The 24415-nt window shown below is 31.1% G+C and carries 21 protein-coding genes; 11 read left to right on the top strand and 10 right to left on the bottom strand.

Translation table 11 applies throughout. From position 1 onward, the window contains the following. Positions 1-159 precede the first annotated feature (159 nt). Positions 160-1209, top strand: a complete 1050-nt coding sequence (locus tag Q0958_RS01475; protein WP_299118659.1) for an endonuclease/exonuclease/phosphatase family protein — start codon at positions 160-162, stop codon at positions 1207-1209. Positions 1210-1239: 30 nt separating this feature from the next. Here Q0958_RS01475 and Q0958_RS01470 read toward each other — a convergent pair whose 3' ends face one another. Genes Q0958_RS01470 through Q0958_RS01460 form a run of 3 tightly spaced genes read right to left on the bottom strand, consistent with a single transcriptional unit; the run spans position 1240 to position 3771 of the window. Continuing rightward, a complete protein-coding gene (locus Q0958_RS01470; RefSeq protein WP_299118656.1) occupies positions 1240-1584 on the bottom strand; it encodes a hypothetical protein in 345 nt (114 codons plus the stop codon). Positions 1585-1641: 57 nt separating this feature from the next. After that, entirely contained in the window at positions 1642-3327 is a 1686-nt protein-coding gene (gene recJ / locus Q0958_RS01465; protein ID WP_299118653.1) for a single-stranded-DNA-specific exonuclease RecJ, read from the bottom strand. Between the two features lie 18 nt (positions 3328-3345). Further along, positions 3346-3771 (bottom strand): OsmC family protein, encoded by a 426-nt coding sequence (locus Q0958_RS01460; RefSeq protein ID WP_235274281.1) that lies wholly within the window; start codon positions 3769-3771, stop codon positions 3346-3348. A gap of 119 nt (positions 3772-3890) precedes the next feature. Between Q0958_RS01460 and Q0958_RS01455 the strand changes: the two genes are divergently transcribed. Together Q0958_RS01455 and Q0958_RS01450 are read left to right on the top strand one after the other, a co-directional pair. Next, positions 3891-4481 carry a carboxymuconolactone decarboxylase family protein gene (locus tag Q0958_RS01455; RefSeq protein ID WP_150898345.1) on the top strand — a complete coding sequence of 197 codons (591 nt, stop codon included), beginning with the start codon at positions 3891-3893 and terminating at the stop codon, positions 4479-4481. 227 nt (positions 4482-4708) lie between these two features. Further along, positions 4709-5707 carry a helix-turn-helix transcriptional regulator gene (locus tag Q0958_RS01450; protein ID WP_299118646.1) on the top strand — a complete coding sequence of 333 codons (999 nt, stop codon included), beginning with the start codon at positions 4709-4711 and terminating at the stop codon, positions 5705-5707. Positions 5708-5765: 58 nt separating this feature from the next. On the opposite strand, the gene mscL is transcribed toward Q0958_RS01450, so the two are convergent. From mscL to Q0958_RS01435, 3 genes are read right to left on the bottom strand one after another with little or no spacing between them, the layout of a single operon-like run. Beyond that, complete coding sequence (gene mscL / locus Q0958_RS01445; protein ID WP_272150575.1) at positions 5766-6176, bottom strand: large-conductance mechanosensitive channel protein MscL; 411 nt, start codon at positions 6174-6176, stop codon at positions 5766-5768. Positions 6177-6220: 44 nt separating this feature from the next. Then, positions 6221-7321: an alanine racemase gene (gene alr / locus Q0958_RS01440; RefSeq protein WP_299118641.1), complete on the bottom strand. Its 1101-nt coding sequence runs from the start codon at positions 7319-7321 to the stop codon at positions 6221-6223. Then, the gene (locus Q0958_RS01435; RefSeq protein ID WP_150898349.1) at positions 7314-7925 is read right to left on the bottom strand and encodes a thymidine kinase; all 612 of its coding nucleotides are present in this window, start codon (positions 7923-7925) and stop codon (positions 7314-7316) included. Before Q0958_RS01435 ends, alr begins: the two co-directional genes overlap by 8 nt. 102 nt (positions 7926-8027) lie before the next feature. Here Q0958_RS01435 and Q0958_RS01430 point away from each other — a divergent pair, with 102 nt between their 5' ends. Together Q0958_RS01430 and Q0958_RS01425 are read left to right on the top strand one after the other, a co-directional pair. Next, positions 8028-8837 carry a hypothetical protein gene (locus Q0958_RS01430; protein ID WP_299118638.1) on the top strand — a complete coding sequence of 270 codons (810 nt, stop codon included), beginning with the start codon at positions 8028-8030 and terminating at the stop codon, positions 8835-8837. Continuing rightward, positions 8838-9830: a glycosyltransferase family 4 protein gene (locus Q0958_RS01425; protein WP_299118634.1), complete on the top strand. Its 993-nt coding sequence runs from the start codon at positions 8838-8840 to the stop codon at positions 9828-9830. Between the two features lie 27 nt (positions 9831-9857). Here Q0958_RS01425 and Q0958_RS01420 read toward each other — a convergent pair whose 3' ends face one another. After that, positions 9858-10685 carry a universal stress protein gene (locus Q0958_RS01420; protein ID WP_299118632.1) on the bottom strand — a complete coding sequence of 276 codons (828 nt, stop codon included), beginning with the start codon at positions 10683-10685 and terminating at the stop codon, positions 9858-9860. Positions 10686-10844: 159 nt separating this feature from the next. Between Q0958_RS01420 and rimP the strand changes: the two genes are divergently transcribed. The 4 genes from rimP to Q0958_RS01400 all read left to right on the top strand — a co-directional run bounded on the left by rimP (position 10845) and on the right by Q0958_RS01400 (position 16082). Beyond that, entirely contained in the window at positions 10845-11306 is a 462-nt protein-coding gene (gene rimP / locus Q0958_RS01415) for a ribosome assembly cofactor RimP (RefSeq protein WP_299118630.1), read from the top strand. 12 nt (positions 11307-11318) lie between these two features. Then, positions 11319-12575 (top strand): transcription termination factor NusA, encoded by a 1257-nt coding sequence (gene nusA / locus Q0958_RS01410; RefSeq protein ID WP_150898354.1) that lies wholly within the window; start codon positions 11319-11321, stop codon positions 12573-12575. A 128-nt stretch (positions 12576-12703) separates the two neighbouring features. Further along, positions 12704-15586, top strand: coding sequence for a translation initiation factor IF-2 (gene infB / locus Q0958_RS01405; RefSeq protein WP_299118625.1), 2883 nt, complete (start codon positions 12704-12706; stop codon positions 15584-15586). Between the two features lie 82 nt (positions 15587-15668). Then, positions 15669-16082 (top strand): hypothetical protein, encoded by a 414-nt coding sequence (locus tag Q0958_RS01400; protein ID WP_299118622.1) that lies wholly within the window; start codon positions 15669-15671, stop codon positions 16080-16082. A gap of 51 nt (positions 16083-16133) precedes the next feature. Here Q0958_RS01400 and Q0958_RS01395 read toward each other — a convergent pair whose 3' ends face one another. The 3 genes from Q0958_RS01395 to Q0958_RS01385 all read right to left on the bottom strand — a co-directional run bounded on the left by Q0958_RS01395 (position 16134) and on the right by Q0958_RS01385 (position 22715). Next, positions 16134-17327: a multidrug transporter gene (locus Q0958_RS01395; protein WP_299118619.1), complete on the bottom strand. Its 1194-nt coding sequence runs from the start codon at positions 17325-17327 to the stop codon at positions 16134-16136. A 31-nt stretch (positions 17328-17358) separates the two neighbouring features. After that, complete coding sequence (locus Q0958_RS01390; protein ID WP_299118616.1) at positions 17359-20175, bottom strand: TonB-dependent receptor; 2817 nt, start codon at positions 20173-20175, stop codon at positions 17359-17361. Between the two features lie 209 nt (positions 20176-20384). Continuing rightward, positions 20385-22715 carry a TonB-dependent receptor gene (locus Q0958_RS01385; RefSeq protein ID WP_299118613.1) on the bottom strand — a complete coding sequence of 777 codons (2331 nt, stop codon included), beginning with the start codon at positions 22713-22715 and terminating at the stop codon, positions 20385-20387. 130 nt (positions 22716-22845) lie between these two features. Between Q0958_RS01385 and Q0958_RS01380 the strand changes: the two genes are divergently transcribed. Beyond that, entirely contained in the window at positions 22846-23502 is a 657-nt protein-coding gene (locus Q0958_RS01380) for a metal-dependent transcriptional regulator (RefSeq protein WP_299119966.1), read from the top strand. A gap of 1 nt (position 23503) precedes the next feature. Further along, positions 23504-24415 carry a zinc ABC transporter substrate-binding protein gene (locus tag Q0958_RS01375; protein WP_299118611.1) on the top strand — a complete coding sequence of 304 codons (912 nt, stop codon included), beginning with the start codon at positions 23504-23506 and terminating at the stop codon, positions 24413-24415.

The following is a 24415-nucleotide window of genomic DNA, read 5'->3' as shown; positions in this document are numbered from 1 at the left end:
GTTAATTCCAACTTGCCAAAAATATGACAAAAGGGATGCAAAATTAGTAAAATAATAATTAGGTTAATGTTAAGTTAACATTATGAATAAGTGGTTTTATATGTTAAAAAATTAATTGGCTTAAAATTTGTTTTATTTTTGCCGCGTAAATTTTATAAAATGAAGAAAATAATATCCCTTTTTATTGTTGCATTAGTAGTTTCAACTTCTTTTGCTCAAAAGGCCCCTAAAAAGTTTAAGATAAGAACTGTAGGTTTTTATAACTTGGAGAATCTTTTTGATACAGTTAATGATCCTAACAAGAATGATGAGGCTAGTCCTATGATGGAAATGGAAGGAAATCGAGAAGAAGTATATAAGGATAAACTGGAAAAACTTTCTGATGTAATTGTTCAATTAGGTGCAGAAAAAGCTAAAACGAGCCCTGCATTATTAGGAGTAGTGGAAGTTGAGAACAAAAAAGTTTTAGAAGATTTAGTTAATACTGAAAAGTTAAAGAAAAAACGTTACGGAATTATTCATTTTGATTCACCAGATAAGAGAGGAATTGATGTAGCTTTATTATATCAAAAACGTTACTTTAAACCAATTCACTTTGAGCCTTTTAATCCTAATATATATTCAAATAACAAAAAAATATATACTAGAGATATTCTTTTGGTATCTGGTTATTTAGATGATGAATTAGTGCATGTAATTGTAAACCACTGGCCATCTCGTAGAGGAGGAGAAGCAAGAAGTAGGCCTTTACGTGAAAAAGCTGCTTATAAGGTTACTCAAATAATTGAAAACATTAAAAAGACAGATCCAAACCCTAAAGTAATTATTATGGGTGATTTTAATGACGACCCTATTAATTCTAGCTTTAAAACAGTTTTAAAAACGAAAGCGAAAAAGAAGAACGTAAATGAAGGTGATATTTACAACCCTTATGAAAATATGTTCCGTCGTGGATTTAATACATTAGGGTATAGAGATAACATCAATCTTTTTGATCAAGTTCTTATTTCTTCTCCATTATTAGATAAAGGAGAAAAAGATTTTTCGTCTTTTAAAATGTTTAAGTCAGGAATTTTCAATAAAAGATTCTTAACTCAAAAGAAAGGACGTTATAAGGGATATCCATTTAGAAGTTTCTCTTTTGGTAGATATACAGGAGGATATAGTGATCACTATCCAGTATACATGTACTTAATAAAAGAAAAATAAAATTAAAAGAGCTTGCAATTGCAAGCTCTTTTAATTTTTACATATATCAGCTAAATAACTATTTAAACGAAGTTGAAAAAGTGTGCCTTTTAACAAATCGTCAATTTGTCCAAGTTCAACCTGAGATACAGCCATGCTTACTTTTTCTGAAGGTGTTTGTAATAAAATAGATTTACAATTTTCGCCTTTAATACAAGTAGAACAGTTTCTTTGTAACTTAGAATCTACTACTTTTTCCAAAAACTCTTCTATTTCATTTTCTGTTAAATGAAAACCAGTATCGTTAAATATTATTTGTGTTAGACTAGAATCCATGCCTTTCCAACGAAAAGAGATTCCAATATTATTATCGTATATTTTTATAACATTTTCCATATTCAAAATTATTATGGAAACAAATATACGCTTTATTTAGATTTGGTCTAAATAAAATTATCTTAAATCTTTTAAAACTAATTGGAGTGAAGTATAGTTGTTCCAAGTGTTTTGATCTAATGTGTAAACAATATCAAAATCATTTTGGATGGAACTAATTTTTTTACCAAGGTTAAAACCAATAGCGTTATAAGTTTTGTTATCTGAACCGTAAATAATGTTCAGTTTTAAATGGGTTTTGTCAGCTCCAACTTGTTTTCCGTATCCATTATCTCTAACTGATGATGTAGAAAAAACAGGTTTCATATTTAGAGGCCCAAAAGGAGCCATTTGTTGGATAATTCTATAAAATTTGGGGGTAATTTCAGATAAATCAATTTCAGCATCAATACTAACTTCAGGTGTCAATAAATCCTTATCGATTGTTTTGGAAACTACCTCTTCAAATTTAGCTTTGAAATTTTCATATTGTTCAGGAAGAAGTGTTAAACCTGCTGCATATTTATGCCCTCCAAATTGTTCTATAAACTCTGAACATTGTTCTAAAGCATTATATACATCAAAACCTTTGACTGAACGTGCCGAAGCAGCTAGTTTTTCTCCGCTTTTGGTAAATACTAAAGTAGGACGATAGTAAGTTTCAATTAATCGAGAAGCTACAATACCGATAACTCCTTTATGCCAAGATTCATCAAAAACAACAGAAGTGAAATTCTCTTCTTCTTTATTTTCCTCAATTTGCATTAAAGCTTCTTGAGTAATTTTTTTGTCTAAATCTTTTCGGTCTGAATTGAATTTTTCTATTGCACCAGCAAATTCAACTGCTGCATCAAGATTCATTTCTGTAAGTAACTCAACAGCATAATTACCGTGTTTCATTCTACCAGCTGCATTAATTCTTGGAGCAATAATAAATACAACATCAGTAATGGTAAGTTCTTTTTTTTGAGTCTGTTGTATAATTGCTCTAATACCATTTCTTGGTTGGGAGTTAATAACTTGTAAACCGAAATAAGTTAAAGTTCTGTTTTCTCCAGTCATAGGAACAATATCGGCAGCAATAGCGGTAGCAACTAAATCTAAATAAGGAATTAGGTCATTAATGGTTTCCCCTCTTCTAGAAGCCAATGCTTGTATTAGTTTAAAACCAACTCCGCAACCACATAATTCATCATAAGGATAATTGCAGTCTATTTGTTTTGGGTTTAAAACAGCAACAGCTTTTGGAACTTCATTCCCAGGCTTGTGATGATCACAAATAATGAAGTCAATATTTTTAGAGCTTGCATATGCTACTTTGTCTATTGCTTTGATACCACAGTCTAAAGCTATAATAAGAGAAAAGTCATTGTCGTCAGCAAAATCAATTCCGTCATATGATACACCATATCCTTCTTTATATCTGTCTGGGATATAAGTAGAAATGTTAGGGTGAATAGTTTTTAGATAAGAAGACATTAAGGAAACAGCTGTAGTTCCATCAACATCATAATCGCCATATACTAAAATGTTTTCACCTTTATTAATGGCTTCTTCTATTCGTTGGACAGCTATATTCATGTCCTTCATTAAAAAAGGATCATGTAAATCGTTTAAATTAGGACGAAAAAATAATTTAGCTTTATCAAAAGTATCAATGTTTCTTTGAACCAAAATTTTAGCAAGAACTTTGCTTATACCAAGTTCTTTGGCCAATTGATTTACGTTACTAGAGTTTGGCTCTGGCTTTGATTTCCAACGCATAGCAATTTTTTTAATAATTTAATTATTGTGAAAGTGAATGGCAGTTTTTACTTCAGCAAATTTTCTAAACATTTCCATTACGCCACAATACTTATCTATAGATAATTTAACAGCTTTATTTATTTTATCTTCATCTAAATTATCTCCATAAAAATGATAATCTACTGTAACTTTATCGTAATATTTAGGGTGTTCTTCGGTTAATTCTCCAGTAACTTCCATTTTAAAATCGTTTACAGAAGTTCTCATTTTCTTTAATAAAGATACAACATCTAAACCAGAGCATCCTGCTAGCGATGATAACATCATGGCTTTTGGACCTAAACCAGAATTGTTTCCTCCATTTTCTTCTGAAGTGTCAATTAAAACTTTATGCCCGCTTGGATTGTCGGTTTCAAATTGCATGTTTTCTTTCCAAACTGTTGTGACTGTGTGTGATGCCATAATTTGATTATTTTTTTGTTTCTTGCGTAAGTTGTTTTGTGTGTCTGTCGACTTAGAAAGCCGAATTATTACACAAACGTAGTGCAAAAAGTTATTAATAAAAACAAAAATAAAAATATATGCCACTAGTAACACCGTTATCAGCAGATCATGACTTAGAAACAAAAGAATTAGCTGAGTTTTTTAATGAAACATTAGGATTTTGTCCAAACTCAGTTTTAACAATGCAGCGTAGACCAGCCATTTCTAAAGCTTTTATCAATTTGAATAAAGCTGTTATGGCTAATGAAGGGAGAGTAACATCTGCTTTAAAAAGAATGATTGCTTGGGTTTCAAGTAATGCTACAGGTTGTAGATATTGTCAAGCACATGCTATTAGAGCGGCTGAACGTTATGGAGCTGAACAAGAGCAATTAGATAATATTTGGGAGTATAAAACTCACCCTGCATTTTCTGATGCTGAAAGAGCGGCGTTAGATTTTTCTTTAGCTGCATCTATGGTGCCTAACATGGTTGATGAAAAAATAAAGACAGAATTATACAAACATTGGGATGAAGGAGAAATAGTAGAAATGTTAGGTGTAATTTCTTTATTCGGATACCTAAATCGTTGGAATGACTCTATGGGGACTTCTATTGAAGATGGAGCTGTAGAGAGTGGAGAACAGTATTTAGGAAAGCATGGTTGGGAAAAAGGAAAACATATTTAACTGATACTTGACTTAATTTTAAAAATTACGTACATTAGAGCAAAACAAAAGTCTTCTCTCTGGAAAGAGAAGACTTTCTTTTTACTTAAATAGATGTTCCCCCCTGATCACCTAGCATAAGCTTGTTAAACAAATTAATAAGTTTTTATGTTAAGCGTGGTTGTGAATAATGCAAAAGAAAAAATTTCTTTTTGCGGTTTTTAAGAAAAATCTATTGAGTAAAAAGTATGAGTGTAGAAAAAGATAAGCTTTTCAATCTTATAAAAGAAAAGTTGCCAAACAATGTTTTGTTTACTGAGGAGATAGCTGATGTACTTGATATAAGTTATGATGCTGCTTATAGACGAATAAATGGGAAAACATCATTGTCGTTTAAGGAGGCGTTAGAGTTAGCAAGATATTATAAAATTTCATTAAATAAACTGTATAATATAAGTAGTACTTTATCTAAAAGTATTATTAAAAATGATTATGTAAACACTTATGAAGGTGTAAATGATTTTTATAAAGATATAGCTTTTTATGTAGCTACTTATGCATCTGATAAGAATTCAAAAGTATATTATACAGCTAAAAATATTCCAATTTATCATATTCCAGTAAATACATTGTACAGTAAATTTAGGGTTTATGTGTATCTGAATTTTTTATCAAAAAAAGAAGAAAGTAAAATAGAGCCTTTTAGTAAATTTATTGAAAAGCAATTTTTTACAAATGAATCCAAACGTTTTAGAGAAAAATTTAAAGAGGTTTCTATAACTGATGTTTGGAGTGATACTACGATTAATAGTTGCTTACATACAATATATTACTTTTATAAAACTAAGCTGATAACCCGAACTGAGGCTTTACAATTATGTGATGAGATATTATTGCTTATAGAAAGGATTGAAGAAAAAGCGAGAAATAAAGTTTGGAACTCTAAAAAAGATTTGAAATATGAATTGTATTACAATAAATTGGTGAATATTAATCATGTTTTATTTTTAAAGTCTGAGACAAAAAAAGGCTTGTTAGTGCCTTATACATCTCTTTCTTATATGAGAATTGAGGATAAAATAATTTGTAACGAAGTAGATGAGTATTTTCAAAAACAATTACAATTTTCTCAAAATATATCAGGTAGTGCAGAGGTAGAGAGAAGGATGTTTTTTACATTAATGTATGAGAAGATAGAGCAGCTAAAACATCAAATAAATTCAAAGGCTATTATGTCATTTATATAAAAAAAGCACTTGTAATAGATTACAAGTGCTTTTTTAGTATTTGTTCACTTTTAGTAGCTTATTTATCTTTTAATAAGTCTCTAATTTGTGCTAATAATTCTTCTTGAGTTGGACCTTTAGGAGCAGCAGGAGCCGGTTCTTCTTTTTTCTTTAACTTATTAACGGCTTTAACAATCATAAACATTACAAAGGCAACAATGATAAAGTCAATTAAGTTAGTTAGAAATTCACCATAAAGTACAGCTACTTCACCAGTGATTTTTCCAGATTCGTCAGCAACACCATCTTTTATAATGTACTTTAAATCTTTAAAGTCGGCATTAAATAATAGTCCAATAAGAGGAGAAACGATTCCTCCAGTAAAAGAAGCTACTACTTTATTAAAAGCAGCACCCATTACAAAACCTACTGCAATGTCGACTAGGTTCCCTTTCATTGCAAAGTCTTTAAACTCTTTGAGCATTCCCATATTTTTGGTTTTTATAGTTAATTGAGTTGTAAATTAAAAAAAAATTAACTCTTAACCAATCTTTTTACGCGTTGAGAAATAGCGGTTAAGATTTCGTAAGGAATTGTTTCGCAGTTATGTGCAATATATTCGATGTGTTTTTGGTGATTGAAAAGAATAACTTCATCACCTTCTTTACAATCTAGGTCAGTAACATCAACCATAATCATATCCATACAAACATTACCTATAATTGGAACGGGTTGACCATTAATAAAAACATAACCTTTTTTATTGCCTAGTTTTCTTGAAATACCATCGGCATGACCAACAGGAATAGTGGCACTTTGAGTAGGTCTACTAGCAACAAAAGCTCTATTATATCCTACAGTTTCTCCTGGTTGGATTAAGTGTATTTGAGAAATAATTGATTTTAAGGTATGTGTGTTTCTTAATTGACTTGTTTCTTGCTCATTGTTTCCAAAGCCATATAAACCAATTCCAACACGAACCATATCAAATTGTGCTTGAGGATAATTGATAACACCAGATGTGTTTAAAATATGAATCATAGGTTCATATCCTAAATGATCGTAAAATTGTTTTACAATGTAGGCAAAGTTGTTAATTTGTCCAATAGTGAAATTTTGTTCATTAGGGTCTTCACTGGCAGCAAGATGAGAAAAAATAGATTGAACCTTTATATTGTTTGAACTTTTTATCTGTGTAATAATCGTTGGAACATCTGTGTGCCAAAAACCTAACCTGTTTAAGCCAGTATTGAATTTAATATGAATAGGGTAGTTCATTAAAGGAGCTTTGTCGGCTAGTTTAAGAAAAGCATCAAGTATTTTGAAATTATATAAATTAGGTTCTAATCTGTGTTTAACAATTTCTTCTAAGTTTTGAATTTGCGGATGTAAAACTAAAATAGGAGTTTTAATACCGGCTTCACGTAAAATGATACCTTCATTAGAATAAGCAACAGCAAAATAATCTACCTTATCTTGAAGTAATTTAGCTATTTCTGTAGATTCACTTCCGTAACCAAAAGCTTTAACAACAGCTAAAACCTTTGTGTTAGGATTTAGTTTTTGTTTAAAATAAGCGAGGTTATGTTGTAGAGATACAGCATCTATTTCTAAAACGGTAACATGATTATTCATCAGATAAATTTTCTTTCTTATTATTTTGCTCTCGTATTGCTTTGTAGTAAGCAGCTCTGCTAAGAGGTTCGTATTCTTGGGTTTCTCCTAAGAGAACAAGGTCTTCGCTCATAGCTTTTCTATAACTATAATGAGCTAAGTTTCCTGTGTGAGTACAAACAGCATGCACTTTGGTTACATATTCTGCGGTAGCCATAAGAGCTGGCATAGGTCCAAAAGGTTGTCCTTTAAAATCCATGTCTAATCCAGCTACAATAACTCTAATCCCCCTATTTGCTAAATCGTTACAAACTGTAACAATTTCATCGTCAAAAAACTGAGCCTCATCAATGCCAACAACATCTACATCATTTGCTAATAAACGAATGTTAGAAGAAGCAGGAACTGGAGTAGAACGTATTCTATTATAGTTGTGAGATACCACTTCTTCATCGTCATAACGAGTGTCAACTGCTGGTTTAAATATCTCTACACGTTGTTTTGCAAACTGTGCACGTTTTAAACGACGAATTAATTCTTCGGTTTTGCCTGAAAACATTGAGCCACAAATTACCTCAATCCACCCAAATTGTTCTGTATGATTTACTGTATTTTCAAGAAACATTTTGTAATTTTAAGCTCTAATTATTGATATTTGCATTTCTTTCGAAATAGGGAACAAATTTATTAAAATTTAAGAGTAAATATTAATTTCAAACAACAACTTATGCACAAAAAACTTGCATCCGATTTAACTAGTTTAGCACACAGCATTTTAAAAATGAAAAATAAAGAAGATGTGTTTGCGTTGAAGGAAAAAGCACATGAGGTTTATGAAAAACTTTCGGTTTTAGCTTATGTAGAAGAGTATATAAATAATACTCCTAATCCTACAAAAACTAAAGAGGAATTGTTGGAAGATGTTGTGCAGGCGGAGATAAATAAGGTAGAAAAGCTAAATAAAACAGAGGTACCCTTAGTTGAAGAAGATAGAATTGTACATCAATTAGAAGAAGATATTGAAGAAGAAGTAGAAAAAGAAGCTGAAGAAATTGCTGATAAAGTAATTGAAGATATAGCTGAAGAGAAAATGAATTTAGAGGTTGTAGAAGAAATTATGGAGCAGCCTTTTGATGAATTGGAAGAATTACTTTTTAATGATAATGAAGACACAAAGAACGATGTGAAAGATGTTGGTGAGAAAAAGACAACTACTTTAGAGGAAGAGCTAGAAGATACACTTCCAGTTGATGTAATGGCAAACTTATTTGAAAAAGTAGATGTGAAGAAAACACTTAACGATCGTTTGCAAAGTTCAATTCAAATAGGACTTAATGATAGAATAGCTTTTGTTAAACACTTGTTTAATGGAGATCAAGCAGATTTTAACAGAGTGGTTTCTCAGTTGAATACAATGAAAACGGAAAAAGAGGCCAAAAAGTTTGTTGTTAAAATGGTAAAACCAGATTATGATTGGTCTGATAAAGAAGAATACGAAACAAGATTGTTAGAAATTATAGAAAGAAGATTTGCTTAGATGAATTCTGATTTAATAGTTATACATACACATTTTCATAAAAGAAGAACTGGGGTTACAAGAAGTATAGAGAATGTAATGCCCGACTTAAAGAAAATGTGCGAAACATATCTTTATGGTTATGGTATTGAGGGAGATAAAATAAATACAAAAGAGTTAAAAAACTTATTGTTTTCTGAAAAGAAAATAGTTGTTCATTGCCATAGAAATAATGAAGTGTTAAAAATGCTATGGTATCGATTCTTAGGTGCAAAGTTTAAATTAGTTTTAACTCGACATGCCGAAACTGATCCTTCAGGTTTAACAAGGTTTTTACTTAAAAAATCAGATAGTGTTGTTACATTAACAACTTCTATGCATGATAAATTAGGAATAAAAAACACAAAAGTATCTCATGGGGTCGATACAGGTAATTTTGTTCCAAATGAAGAGAAAAGATTAAAAGATGTTTCGCAAAAGAATATAATTCTTTGTGCAGGAAGAGTTAGAAAGGCTAAAGGACAAAAAGTTTTATTAGAAGCCATGGCTCATGAGTTGAAAACTCACAAAGATTGGGCAGTAGTTATTGTTGGTAAGGTAGATAAGCCTGAGTTCTTAGATGAGTTGAAAGAAGTAGCTGTAAATGTAAAGAAGCAAATTTATTTTGTAAACGAAACCAAAGACATAATAACATATTATCAAGCTTCTAAAATAGCAGTAGTTCCTTCGTTCACTGAAGGTTTTTCATTAGTTTGTGCAGAAGCTATGTCTTGTGCTAACACAACAGTTGCTACCAAAAATGTAGGTGTACATTCCGAATTAATAGAGCATGGGAAATCTGGATATTTATTTGAATCTGGAAATGTAGAAGAGCTAAGAGCTGTGCTAAAAGGTTTAATTCAAAATGAATTAGCATACGTTGGTGAGCAGGCAAGGAAGGAAATCGAAAAGAACTGGAGTGCCAAAAAAGAAGCTAAAGAATTGGTAGCAGTATATAACCAACTGTATAGATAAAAAGCACAATAGGGGATGTGCTTTTAGCTAAACTTTAAAGGTTAGCATTGGTTTAATGGAACTCTTAGATAAATTTTTAGTAATACTACCATTAAAAATATGAGATAAACCACTTCTTCCATGAGTAGCTAGTGCTATGATATCAGCATTTTTTTCGTTAGAGAAATTTAAAATTCCGTTCTCAACAGAAGAGTCGTTGTATATGTTTATAGAGTAATCTGAAAAATTGTGCCTATCGGCAAATTCTTTTATTTTTTGTCTTGAAAGCTGGGAGTTTTCAAACTTATGTGGTGTGTTGATTTTTAATAAATGAATTTTACTCTTAAAATTACTTGCGAAATCTAAAAATTTCTCAAAAGCATTATTTTTCTGAGGTTTAAAGCTAGAAGCAAAAACCAAGTTTTTAGGTTTAAATTCTTCTTCGTTTGTTTTAGTAACTAAAACTGGTATTTCAGAATTTCTTACAACTTTTTCAGTATTAGAGCCAATTAACATCTCTTCTAATTCTGTATGTCCTTTGGTTCCCATGGTAATCAAATCGGCATTTATTTTTTTAGAATAATCGCGTATACCTTCGTATGGGTTTTGAAAACGAATAGCATGTTTAATATTTTGAATTTTTGGAAAAAATTGATTTTTATACTTAATCAATTTATCGCGTACTTTTCGTATGTATAGCATGCTTTCAGGTATACTAAAGTTGCTGCCACTCCCCATATCTATTATACCGGTAGGTAATTCAACCATGTGAAGTAAATGGATCTCGCTTTTAGACTTTTTTGCCAAACTTGAAGCTAGCTTCAAAGCATGTTCTGAAGGTATGGAAAAATCAGTGGGTACTAATATTTTTTTCATAATAAAAAATTTAAGGTGGATGTTTTCAATTTACGAAAAACATTTTAAATTAGAAAGTGAAAGACACTTGTGTGTTAATGAATAACTTACTATCTTTGCAGCGAATTTATTAATTAGATGGATGAAGGGGACGAAAGTCCCCTCTTTTTATACCTTAGGATGAATCAAGAAAAAGTAAGAGAGTTATTAGATGAAGCTTTACAAGAAAACGAGTCGTTGTACTTGATAGACTTACAGTTTTTAGCTAATAGTAAAATTAAAGTGATAGTAGATGGAGATTCAGGAGTTCAATTAAGTGAATGTGTTCGTATTAGTAGAAAAATTGAACATAATTTAGATAGAGAAGAAGAGGATTTCTCTTTGGAAGTAACTACTCCAGATATTTCTCATCCACTTATGGTAAAACGTCAGTATAAAAAGAATGTTAATAGAATTCTTAAAGTTAAAACAGCAACGGAAGAGTTTGAAGGAACATTAACTGAAGTAACGGATGAAAATATTACGTTACATTGGAAAGCAAGAGAGCCTAAACCAATAGGTAAAGGAAAGCATACGGTAGAGAAAACAGTAACTTTACAGTATGAAGATATTAAAGAAGCAAAAGTGAAGATCATATTTTAATAAGAGGATGAAATGGAAAATATTGCACTAATAGAGTCATTTTCAGAGTTTAAAGACAATAAGAGTATAGACAGGGTAACACTTATGTCTATCTTAGAAGAAGTATTTCGTGCTGCATTAAAACGTAGGTTTGGTTCAGATGAAAACTTTGATATTATTATCAATCCAGATAAAGGAGATTTAGAGATTTGGAGAAACCGTGTGGTTGTAGCAGATGGATTTTCTGAAGACGATAATGAAGAAATTGAACTTAGTGAAGCAAGAAAAATAGAACCAGATTTTGAAATAGGTGAAGATGTATCAGAAGAAGTGAAGTTAATAGATTTAGGTAGGCGAGCAATTTTAGCGTTACGTCAAAACTTAATTTCTAAAATTCACGAACATGATAGTACTAATATTTTTAAACAGTTCAAGGAGCTAGAAGGAGAAATTTATAGTGCAGAAGTACACCATATTCGTCATAACGCAGTAATCTTATTAGATGATGAAGGAAATGAAATCGTTTTACCAAAAAGCGAGCAAATTCGTTCAGATTTCTTTAGAAAAGGAGATGCAGTTCGTGGAGTAATAAAATCGGTTGAATTAAGAGGTAACAAACCAGCAATCATATTATCAAGAACTTCTCCAGCTTTCTTAGTAAAATTATTTGAACAAGAAATTCCAGAGGTGTTTGATGGATTAATCACTATTGAAGGAGTAGCAAGAATTCCTGGAGATAAAGCAAAAATTGCAGTAGATTCTTATGATGATAGAATTGATCCAGTTGGAGCTTGTGTTGGAGTTAAAGGGTCTCGTATTCATGGTATTGTTCGTGAATTAGGAAATGAGAATATTGATGTAATAAACTATACAAAAAACGAGCAGTTATTTGTAGCTAGAGCATTAAGTCCAGCAAAAGTAACATCTGTTGATATCAAACCTTTTGAAGAGGAAAAGAATGGTAAAAAAGGACGTGTAAATGTTTTATTAAAACCAGAAGAAGTTTCAAAAGCAATTGGACGCTCAGGAGTTAATATTCGTTTAGCAAGTGAATTAACAGGTTATGAAATTGATGTTCAACGTGAAGGAATAGAAGAGGAAGATGTTGAGTTAACAGAATTTTCAGACGAAATAGAAGCTTGGGTAATAGCTGAGTTTAAGAAAATTGGTTTAGAAACAGCAAAGAGTGTACTAGAAAAAGATGTATCTATGTTAGTACAAAGAACCGATTTAGAAGAAGAAACAATTGTAGAAGTACAACGAATTTTAAAAGAAGAATTCGAAGACTAAATTAATAATGGAAGTCAGTCTCCAACGAAATTGATTGGAATCAATATAAAATCTGACAAACAAAGAAAAAGAACATAACTATACCATGTATAAAGTGTGTTTTTTGAATATAAAGTATAAAATAATTTATGGCTGAAGGCAACAAATTAAGACTTAATAAAGTATTAAGAGAATTAAATATTTCTTTAGATAGAGCTGTAGAACACTTGGCTAAAAATGGTCATGAGATAGAAGCACGTCCTACTACTAAAATTTCTGATAAGGAGTATCAAATATTATTTGATGGATTCAAAACAGATAAATCAAAGAAAGTAGCCTCTAAAGAAGTGAGCGAAGAAAAGCGTAAAGAAAAAGAAGCTATTCGTCAGCAATTAGAAGTAGAGCAAGAGAAGAAAAGATTAGAAGACGAAGCTAAAAAACAAGAAGTTTTAAAAGCCAAAGCTGAAAAATTAGAGCTTAAGACTGTAGGTAAGATTGATGTAAAGACTGGTAAAGCGGTTGAAGCTAAAAAAGAAGAACCTAAGAAGGTTGAAGAACCTAAAGAGGTAAAAGAGGTAAAAAAAGAACCTAAAAAGGAAACTCCTATTCAAGAAGCCCCAAAAGTTGAAAAACCAGCAATAAAGGTTGAGGAAAAGAAAGAGAAGCCTGTAAAGGTTGAAAAACCTAAGATAGTGAAACCTGAAGTAGTAAAAACTGAAGCACCTAAAAAAGTCGAAATTAAAGAGACTCCTAAGAAGGTTGTGGAAACAAAAAAAGAGGAAGTAAAAGCAGAAAAGCCTGTTGAAATTACTCCTGAAAATGCTGAGAAAATTAAAACTCAGTACAAAAAGCTTGATGGTCCTAAAATTACAGGTCAAAAAATTGATTTAAAACAATTTGAAAGACCTAAGAAAAAGAAACCAGAAGCGAAAACTGACGGAGATAAAAAGAAACGTAAAAGAATTAGTAAGCCAGGAGCACCAGGAACTGGAAACTCAGCTAAACCAGGGCAAAATAAAGGAGGCCAAAACCGAGGAGGTCAAAACCGAGGTGGTGGAAACCGAGGTGGAAACCGTCAAGGATTTAGAGGTAGAGGTGGACAAAGACCTGTTGTTAAAAAAGAAGAACCTACAGAAGCAGAAGTACAAAAACAAGTACGTGAAACTTTAGAAAGACTTCAAGGTAAATCTAAAAAAGGTAAGGCTGCTAAATATCGTAGAAATAAAAGAGATGCTCACCGTGAACAATCGGAAGCAGATTTACAAGCAGCACAAGCAGAAAGCAAAATCTTAAAAGTAACAGAATTTGTTACTGTTAGTGAGGTTGCTACAATGATGGATGTTCCAGTAACTAACATTATCTCTTCATGTATGATGTTAGGAATGATGGTAACAATGAATCAACGTTTAGATGCTGAAACATTATCAATAGTTGCTGAGGAATTTAATTATACAGTTGAGTTTGTTGGAGCCGAAGTAGAGGAGTCTATAACAGAAGTTGAAGATAAACCAGAAGATTTAGAAACTCGTGCACCAATTATTACAGTAATGGGACACGTAGATCACGGTAAAACTTCGTTGTTAGATTACATTCGTAAAGCAAATGTAATTGAAGGAGAATCTGGAGGAATTACACAACATATTGGTGCTTATGCCGTAAATGTAGGAGATCAAAAAATAGCATTTTTAGATACACCAGGTCACGAGGCCTTTACAGCAATGCGTGCTCGTGGAGCTCAGGTAACAGATTTAGTAATTATCGTAGTTGCTGCTGATGATGATGTGATGCCGCAAACAAAAGAGGCTATATCTCACGCACAAGCAGCTGGTGTTCCAATCATTTTTGCAATCAATAAGATTGATAAGCCAAATGCAAACCCAGATAATATTAAAACACAACTTTCTTCTATGAATTTATTAGTAGAAGATTGGGGAGGTAATATTCAATCTCAAGAGATATCTGCTAAAACAGGTCAAGGAGTTGAAGAATTATTAGAAAAAGTATTATTAGAAGCGGAGGTATTAGAGTTAAAAGCTAATCCTAATAAGAATGCATCTGGAGCTGTTGTAGAAGCATTATTAGATAAAGGAAGAGGATATGTGTCAACAATATTAGTACAAGCTGGTACATTAAAAATTGGTGATTATATCTTAGCAGGTAAACATAGTGGTAAAGTAAGAGCTATGTTTGACGATAAAGGAAATAAAGTAAAAGAAGCTGGTCCTTCTACTCCAGTATCAATTTTAGGATTAGATGGAGCTCCTCAAGCAGGTGATAAGTTTAATGTATTTGAAGACGAACGTGAGGCTAAACAAATAGCAGCAAAACGTTCTCAATTACAACGAGAGCAATCTGTAAGAACTCAAAAGACTTTAACATTAGCAGAAATTGGTCGTCGTATTGCATTAGGAGACTTTAAAGAATTAAATATTATCTTAAAAGGAGATGTTGATGGATCAGTAGAAGCATTAACAGATTCATTCCAAAAATTATCTACGGAAGAAATTCAAGTTAATATCTTACACAAAGGAGTTGGAGCAATTACCGAGTCTGACGTATTATTAGCAACAGCCTCTGATGCAATTATTGTAGGATTTAACGTACGTCCACAAGGTAATGCACGTATAGTAGCAGATAGAGAAGAAGTTGATATTAGAACATATTCTATTATATACGATGCTATCAACGACTTGAAAGATGCAATGGAAGGAATGTTATCGCCAGAAATGAAAGAAGAGGTTCTTGGTAATGTTGAAATTAGAGAAGTTTATAAGATTTCTAAGGTTGGTAACATTGCTGGATGTATGGTAATGAATGGTAAGATAACTAGAGATTCTAAAGTTCGTATTATTAGAGATGGAATTGTAGTTCACGATGGTGTATTAACTTCATTAAAGCGTTTTAAAGATGATGTTAAAGAAGTAACTAAAGGATACGATTGTGGTCTTCAAATTAAAGGATACAACGATATTAAAGAAGGTGATACTATAGAAGCTTATACTGAAATTGCAGTAAGAAAAAAGCTTAAATAATATTTACTTATTTAATTCAATATAAAAAAGGCATCTCATGTGAGATGCCTTTTTTATATTGAAGAAATTTTAAACTTGATAAATGAAATATCTGAAACTAATAACATTGTTTTTTGTTATGATTATTACTAATTGTTCTGCTCAAAAATTTAATAAAATAATTTATAAAGCTCATACTAGAGGAACTGCTATTGAAATAAGAGTTGAAGAAAATACAATTAAGTATCAAAAGAACGGGAAAGAACTGGTGTTTAAGCTTTCTGAAGAAGAAGTTAGCAAATTAGAAAGGTTGGTGAAGAAAATCAATTTAAATGAGATAGAAGCGCTAAAATCACCAACTAATAGAAGACATAGTGATGGAGCTTTGATAGCAAGTTTTATTATTGAAATAGGAAAGAAAGAATATAGTTCTTCAACATTTGATGCAGGAAATCCACCGATAGAATTAAAAAAACTAGAAGATTTATTATATAGTTTTATTAAAATAAATGAATAAAAAAAACCGAGCATTAGCTCGGCTTTTTTATTTTAGAGGGTAAAGAATATATTATTTTCTTGTCCAGTTAGCTCCCCAAGTAGCATAGTCTGTACCAGCAGAAGCAGCATTTTCAGTTAAGAAATCAGCCATTGTAAAGCTAACCCCTGTATCGTTTTTCATTTTAGTAGTAACGTTATCAAATTTAACGTCATTTGCTTTTAAATCACCAGAAGTTACACCAGCACCAGTTGGGTTATCAGTAGCATCACCATCTAAGTCAAATCCTTCAGCAAAACCAACTAATAAAACGTTAGTAAAAATACCTTGTGTACCTGCTCTTAAACGGATAGCTTCATTCCCTGTACCAGAGCCTAATCCTTCAATAGTTAAATTATTTACAGTAGGCTTAGAAAAATATTTAGGGCTAGATAAGTTTCCTATGTCAGTATTGTAACCATCAGCTTCAATACCTTTATCGTGGTCAACACCATGTTTTACATAAGCATTAGTAATAGTTCCAGTATATCCTTCAGTCCAGTCGATAGAATCATCTTGAGCGTTTACAACAGAAACATAGTCTACGTTTACTGTTCCACCAAAGAATTCTACTCCATCATCTTTTCCTTCAAACATTTGGATGTACTCAACTTTAGTTTTGTTACCTACACCGTAGAAAGAAAATCCATTGTTTTCAGATTGACCATCAGCTTTACCTCCAGAGTATTCAACTCTTACATAGCTTAAAGTACCAGAGTTATCATCAGCGATGTTACCTCCATATGGCAAACTTGCAATCTCAGAAGTAGAAGTTGCAGTTCCTCCAGCTACTGAATTGATAGGAGCTTTTCCTAATATAATTAATCCACCCCAGTCACCAGCGTTTGGTGTATTTGCATTAGAAGTAAAAATAATTGGTTGACTAGAAGTTCCTTCAGCCATAATCTTAGCACCTTGTGCAATTGCTAAATAAACATCTGCACCCGTAGCAGCTGCTTTAACTACAGTACCAGCTGGTATTGTTAAAGTAGTACCATTTTCAAAAATAGTTGGTCCAGTAATAAGGTAAGATTTTGAAGAATCTAAAGTTAAATCAGAAGAATAGTTTCCTTTTAATTCAACTGTTTCACCAGTTGTAGAACTACCACCACCGTTGTTGTTTGTAGTACTGTTATCATTAATAACGATGTCAGCAGTACCATCATCTCCACATGAAGTAAATAAAGTAGCAGCTAAAGCTAATCCTAATAAAAAATTATTTTTCATTGTTTTAAAGTTTAAGATATGTTGTGTTTTGTTAAAATTTGTATTTAAGACCTAAGCTAATGTTTGTTCCTCTTTTGTATTCTGAAAGAACTACGTTACCTATAGAAGTATTTTCTCTAATTCTTTTAATTGATGGGTCTAGTAAATTCTTAGCACTTAAGTTTACTTCCCATTTTTCACCAATTTTATTTTTCCAAATAAAATCTAATGTTGGTATTCCTTTTTCTATAATATTTCCTAAAGCACCAGCTCCTAAAGCATCAATTCTGTCTGAGAAGTATGAAAATACTAACGAAGTAATTGGTTTATAGTTTTTAAAGTTTACTGGGCTATAGTTTATGTTAGCATTGATTAATATTGGTGAAGCTCCTTGAAGCTCGTCGCTATCTCTATTAAATGTTGTGCTGTAACGAGAAACTCCTGTAATATTTTGTTTTAAATCTTGCTTAGTACGCATATAAGTAAAGTTGAATCCAGCAGAAATTAATGTTTCATCATCTTCATTTTTTATTAAGTTCTTTCGAGCTTCTAACTCTATTCCTAAAACTGTAGCTTTATCACCAGTTCTAAAATAACGTTGATTACCAGCAGCACTATTTGCTATTACTAAGTTAACAGGGTCATTAATTTGCTTTCCAAAAGCAGCTACAGATAATAACTCATCTTTAGAAATAAACCATTCATATTTCAAGTCAAGATTAAATATCTTTGAGAAAGATGGATTGTCTAATAAGTCTGGATTACCACCAATTCTTTGTCCAATACCTTCATAAATAAATGGAGCAACTTCTTTAAATTCTGGAACAGAAACTGTTTGACTAAAGTTGAAACGTAAGTTTTGATCGTCATTTAATGAATATTTAAGATTTAAACTTGGTAGGAAAAATGTTTCCGATGCATTTCTAAAACCAGGGTCACTTGGGTTAATGTTTATTACATTGTATTTTATGTCTTGAGCAAAAGATTCAACCCTAACACCTGGTACAATTATCCATTTTTCACCTGCTTTTATTTCAGCTGATACATAACCTGCATGTACACTTAATTTACCGTTATATGTGTTTTCATTTACACCTGGTAAACTAGCAATGTTACTATTTTGATAACCAGGTATTTTTCTAAATACATCTAATCTGAAAATTTTACCAGTCTGACTTTTTAATATTTGAGCATTATTAATATTAAATATCGCATCAAAATTATTCACATCAGTTATTTCGTATTGTTTGTTTAAAATATCGTAACCATATCTGATGTTTTCAAAATCTCTTTCTTTAATTCTTCCGTTATAACCGAAGTTTAAAGCTACTTTTTCAGATGCTTGATAAGTTAAGTTTACTCTACTGTTTAATTCCTCATCAATAATTTTTTGGAAATAACGTTGATTGTCAAATGAGTTATTTGTAAAGAATACAGGATTAGTACTTGGGTCATTATCTAATGAATAATGGAAATTTTCTACACTAATTCTTTTTCTGTCTGGTTCGTGAGCGAAAACATTATTGTAACCAATACCCCAAGTTAATTTTAATTTATTGTCTTCAAATCTGTGGTCACCAGTTATTTGATTTACAAAAACTAAATCTTGGTTATACTGAACATTCATTTGATAAAAACCTTTATCAGTATCTTTTAAAGCGTCTCTGTTTTGTCCTAAACCTTTGAATCCGTAATAACCAACTTCATCACCTGAGTTGTTTAAGAATAGTGATGTATATTTTAATTTATGCTCGCTATTAATTCTGTATAATGCACTTAACATAGCAGTTGTAGAAGTGCTGTATGCATATTCTTTTGCGTTAGGAAAACGCTTTTTAAATACATTGGAATAATCAACTAAAGGTCCTTCTCTATATTCGAAAGCTCTACTAAAAGAAGCTGTACCAAAAAGGCTTAATCTAGAACCGTCTTCAAAATCGAAAGATTTACCAGCATTGATTCCAATAGAACTATTAATAGGACTACCTGCACTTACTGGGTCAACACCATGAGAAAGTACTACAGCATATGGGTTGTGCTTAAATCTATTGTAATAACCAAAATATCCAGTTCCTTCACTTTTTTGGAAATCTTCTCCCATAGCTCTAGAGTTAACACCAGAACCAAGGTTAACTTCTACAAAGCCATTTCCTTTATATTCTTTTGAAGAAATATCAATATTACCAGCAGCAAAATCTCCATAAAAACTAGAAGAATAAGCTTTACTAATAGATACATTTTGAATTATATCTGATGGAAATAAATTTAAATCAATGTTTTTCTTAGCAATATTATTTGATGGTAATGAAAGACCATTCATTGTAGTGTTTAGATAGCGATCACCTAAACCACGAACATATACATTGCTTGAACCTTCTTGTTTTGAAACACCAGATATTTTAGATACAGCCCCCGCAGCATCTGAAATTCCTTTTGAAGATAATTCTTCTGCACCAATACTTTCTTTAATAACTACAGCTTTTTTCTGATCAAGTAATAAAGCACTTGCTTTATCTTTACTTGTGGTGGCTTTAATTTCTACTTCGTCTAAAGTTACTCCTTCGTTAGCTCCTAGTTCTTGGTTTATAATTATAGTTTCTCCAGCTTTAACTACAATAGCTTTTTCTATTGTTTGATAACCAACAAAACTAAATACGATAGTTTGATTTCCTACAGGAACATTTAAGGTGTATTTACCATCCATATCGGTAGTTCCACCAATAGTAGTTCCTTTTATAAAAACATTAGCAAAAGGTAATGCTTCTCCATTCATCTCTTTATCTGTAAGGGTACCAGATACAGTTCCTTTGCTTTGAGAAAATGCAAAATTACAAAGGCTTAAAAGAGTAATAAATATTAATTTTTTCATTATAATTACTTGAGTTCTTTAAATACCCTGCAAATGTGAAACTAGATTGTAAAGCTAATGTTACATGTAAATTATCCTTGTTTTATTAGAATGTTTCTTAAATGTTAACAGAATACTGTAATGTTATGAAGACATTAATTTTATATTACTAAAAAAGGAAAGCTTAAAAAATTAGCTTTCCTTTTTTTGTATGAAATGTGAGTTTTTAATTATTTAAATACCTTAAAACCAATCACATAAGTTCTGGGGTTTGCAGGACCGTAAATAAAGTTACTGTCGCGTTCTTTCCCTATATCAAATTTTGTTTGGTAACTATCAAAAATGTTTTTAACACCTGCAGAAAGCTCCAAATTGGTATTTAACTTTTTTAATTCAAATTTGTAACTAGTATTAATTCCTAGATTAAAAAAAGAAGGAGATCTAAAGTATTCATCATTAGTTAAGTTCTGATCTGAAGCTAGGTGTAATACATCCATTTTACCTGTGTATACTAAATTTAAAGCAGTTTTAAATTTTTGATTTGGTGTATATGTAGCAGTTGCATACCCATAAGTATCTGGTGTACGTAAGAATTCTCTTTTAGGTGTAAGTTCATTAGAGTTATTTACAGCTGTATTATATTTACTTGATTGATAGGTAAAACCGGCGTCTAATTGAAAAATTCCATCATAATTTAGTCGAGTTTCTAAAGTAATTCCTTTTACAACAGCTCCATCACCATTTCTTTTTTCAAATACTTCTCCAAATTGATCTGTACCAATAGACTCTAGGTAAAATGCATCATTTAGTTGAGTATAGAAGCTTTCAATGGTAAAACCATATATATAATGTTCAGTAGGTTTGTCGTAATTAAAAGAAACAGTATAACTATTTGAACGTTCTCTTTTTAAATTATCAGCAAGTTGAACTCTAGAAACACCTCCACCAGCAAAAGCAATATGTAAATCAGTATCAAAAGCTTGAGGAGCCCTAAAACCGGTTCCCCAAGTTGCTCTAAATTGAGAATTTTCAAAAGGTCTAAATAATAAAGATATACGAGGGCTTGCAACGTTATTAGTAATTTGTTTTCTGGTTCCATCCTTTTTTAAAGCATCTAGTTTATGATTATCGTAACGAATGCCCGCTAATAAATTCCACTTGTCATTAATTTCCCAATCACTTTGGAAAAAGAAACCATAATTTCTTGTTACTTGATCTACTACATATTGATAAGCCTTGATTTCGTCAAAAACATCATCCTGAACAAACTCACTTCCAATAGTTAACACGTTATTACCCTTTAAGAAGTCTTCTAATTTGTGGTTAAATTGAATTCCTCCTTGAAAAGTTGTAGTTTTTGAATTACCATAAGGTGGATTTGCTAAATGCTGGGTATCTTCAATTGTTCCTATTTCTGGACGAATTCCAGTGTAGTGCTCTCTGCCAGTATATTGTGAGGCAAAATAAGTTATTAATGAACTTTTATCATCATTAAAATTAATTTGATAATCAACATTACCAACATATACATCGTGTGTTCTTTCTTCTGATTGTAAAGCAAAGTGCGGGGCGCCTTTTATTATTTCACCTCCATAACGATATTCGTTCATTTTACTAAAATTAATTTCTAATTTTTGATTTTCCGTAGGTAAGAAAAACATATTAGTACCAAAGGAATTGTTTTTTAATTGTGGTAATTCAGAGAAATTATCACCGTCATGATCATAAATGTCTCGAGCTCTATTATTTATGAAGAATGAAATACCAGCATTTTTTTCTTCATTAACTATAGTTGCATTTCCAGCGATAATATGGTCTGAAGCTCCTTTAAGATTTTGATAAGTATAACTAATGTTATAATCATTTTTTTTAGGAATTTTGGTTATAACATTTACCGTACCACCAATAGCACTTGAACCATATAAAGCAGAACCACCTCCACGAACAATTTCAATACGGTCTATCATGTTGGTCGGAACTTGTTCTAAACCATATAAACCTGTTAATGGACTAAAAATTGGACGCCCATTAATTAATATTTGAGAATATCCTCCAGATAATCCGTTCATGCGTAATTGTGTGTAATTACATGTTTGGCAGTCGGTTTCAACTCTTAAGCCTGTTTGAAATTTCAATCCTTCAGATAAATTGCATGCTTGTACATCTGCTAAAGTTTGACTATTAATAACATTTACAATAACTGGATTTTTAGTACTACGTCTGTCTGTTCTAGTTCCTGTTACCGTTACTTGATCTAACAATTCGGCGTGTTCAGTTAGTGTAAAATTAATAACGGTAGTTTCAGTTTTTGAAATAGTTATTTGTTTTTGAGAAGAAATAAAACCATTAAAAGAAGCTATTAATGTAACTTTCTTATTTTTTATATTTTCAAATATGAAAGTTCCGTTTTCATCAGCATTTGTTCCGTTGTTGCTGTTTTTTATAGTTATACTGGCAAAAGGAAGAATTTCTCCTTTAGAAGTAGTTATTTTTCCTGAGATAGTTTGAGCTTTAGATAAAGCAGATATAAACAAGAACGTAAATAAAATTACCCTTTTCATTGTTTTAATTAATTGTTTTTAGCGATGTCTATTTATAAAATTTCTGCAAATATAAAATAATTTTTAGTCTTGCCTAAAAATTATTTTTTCTAAATCAAAATTTGTATTTTTGTTGAACCAAAAAAATAGAATGTTTAGTCAATCAGAAGAGAATTATATAAAAACAATTTATCATTTAGCGGCAATATCTGATAAAGGGATTAGTACAAATGCTATAGCGAAGAAGTTAGAAACAAAAGCTTCCTCGGTAACAGATATGATTAAAAAATTATCTGATAAAAAAGTATTGGTTTATAAAAAGTACCAAGGGGTTACTTTAACTGATTTTGGTAAGAGAACGGCAGCTAATATTATACGTAAACATAGATTATGGGAAGTTTTCTTAGTGCAGAAGCTTAATTTTACTTGGGATGAAGTTCATGAAGTGGCTGAACAATTAGAGCATATAAAATCGCCAAAATTAATTGATGAGTTAGATGCATTTTTAGGTTATCCTAAAAGTGATCCACATGGAGATCCTATTCCTGATAAAGATGGAAATTTACCACAAATACAAAAAAGCTTGTTGTCTACGTTAGAAAAAAGTGAAAAAGGAGTTTGTGTAGGGGTGAATGATACTTCTTCTGAATTTTTACGTTTTTTAGATAAACAAGAAATAGGTTTAGGAAAAAATATAGAAGTTTTAGATAAAGAACCTTTTGATGATTCGTTCCTAGTGAAAATAAATGGAAAGGAAATGACGATTTCAAACAAAGTGGCAAATAATATTTATATACAAAAAAGTTAAAATGAAAAAAATAGTTGGCTTAATTGCAGTTTTAATACTGGTAAGTTGTAATAATAAGGTAAAAAAGAAAAACGATAAATTGAATGTTGTTACCACTACTACTATGATTACCGATTTGGTGAAAAACATAGGAGGAGATAAAATTGAAGTGAATGGTTTAATGGGAGCAGGTGTTGATCCTCATTTATATAAAGCAAGTGAAGGAGATGTATCTAAACTATTCAATGCTGATGTGGTTATTTATAACGGATTACATTTAGAAGGAAAGCTAGAAGAGGTTTTCGAAAAGATGAAACATCAAAATAAAAAAACAATTGTTGTTTCTGATATTATAGATAAAAATAATTTGATAGGATCTGAAGCTTTTGCATCAAATTATGACCCACATATATGGTTTGATATTAATAATTGGATAAAAATAACATCATATGTGGTTGATAAATTATCAACTCTAGATTCTAAAAATGCAGCGTATTACAAAAGTAATGGAGAAGAATATTTAAATAAATTAAAGGAGTTGAATCAAAATATTAGTGCAAAAATAAATGAGTTACCAATAGATAAAAAAATATTAGTTACAGCGCATGATGCATTTAATTATTTTGGAAGGCAACATAATTTTAATGTGGTAGGATTACAAGGTTTATCAACAGCAACTGAAGCTGGAGTTCAAGATGTGCAAAAACTAGCAAAGTTTATTATAGACAATGATGTTAAAGCCATTTTTGTAGAAAGTTCAGTTCCTAAAAGAACTATAGAAGCTTTGCAAGAAGCAGTGAAGTCAAAAGGAAAAGAAGTTGCAATAGGAGGAACATTATATTCTGATGCATTAGGAAATGCAGGAACAAACGAAGGAACTTACATCGGTATGTATAAAACCAATGTAAATACTATAATAGATGCATTGAAATAG

The sequence above is a fragment of the uncultured Tenacibaculum sp. genome, assembly GCF_947499065.1.
GTDB lineage: Bacteria > Bacteroidota > Bacteroidia > Flavobacteriales > Flavobacteriaceae > Polaribacter.
This window is presented reverse-complemented; position numbering and strand designations above follow the sequence as displayed.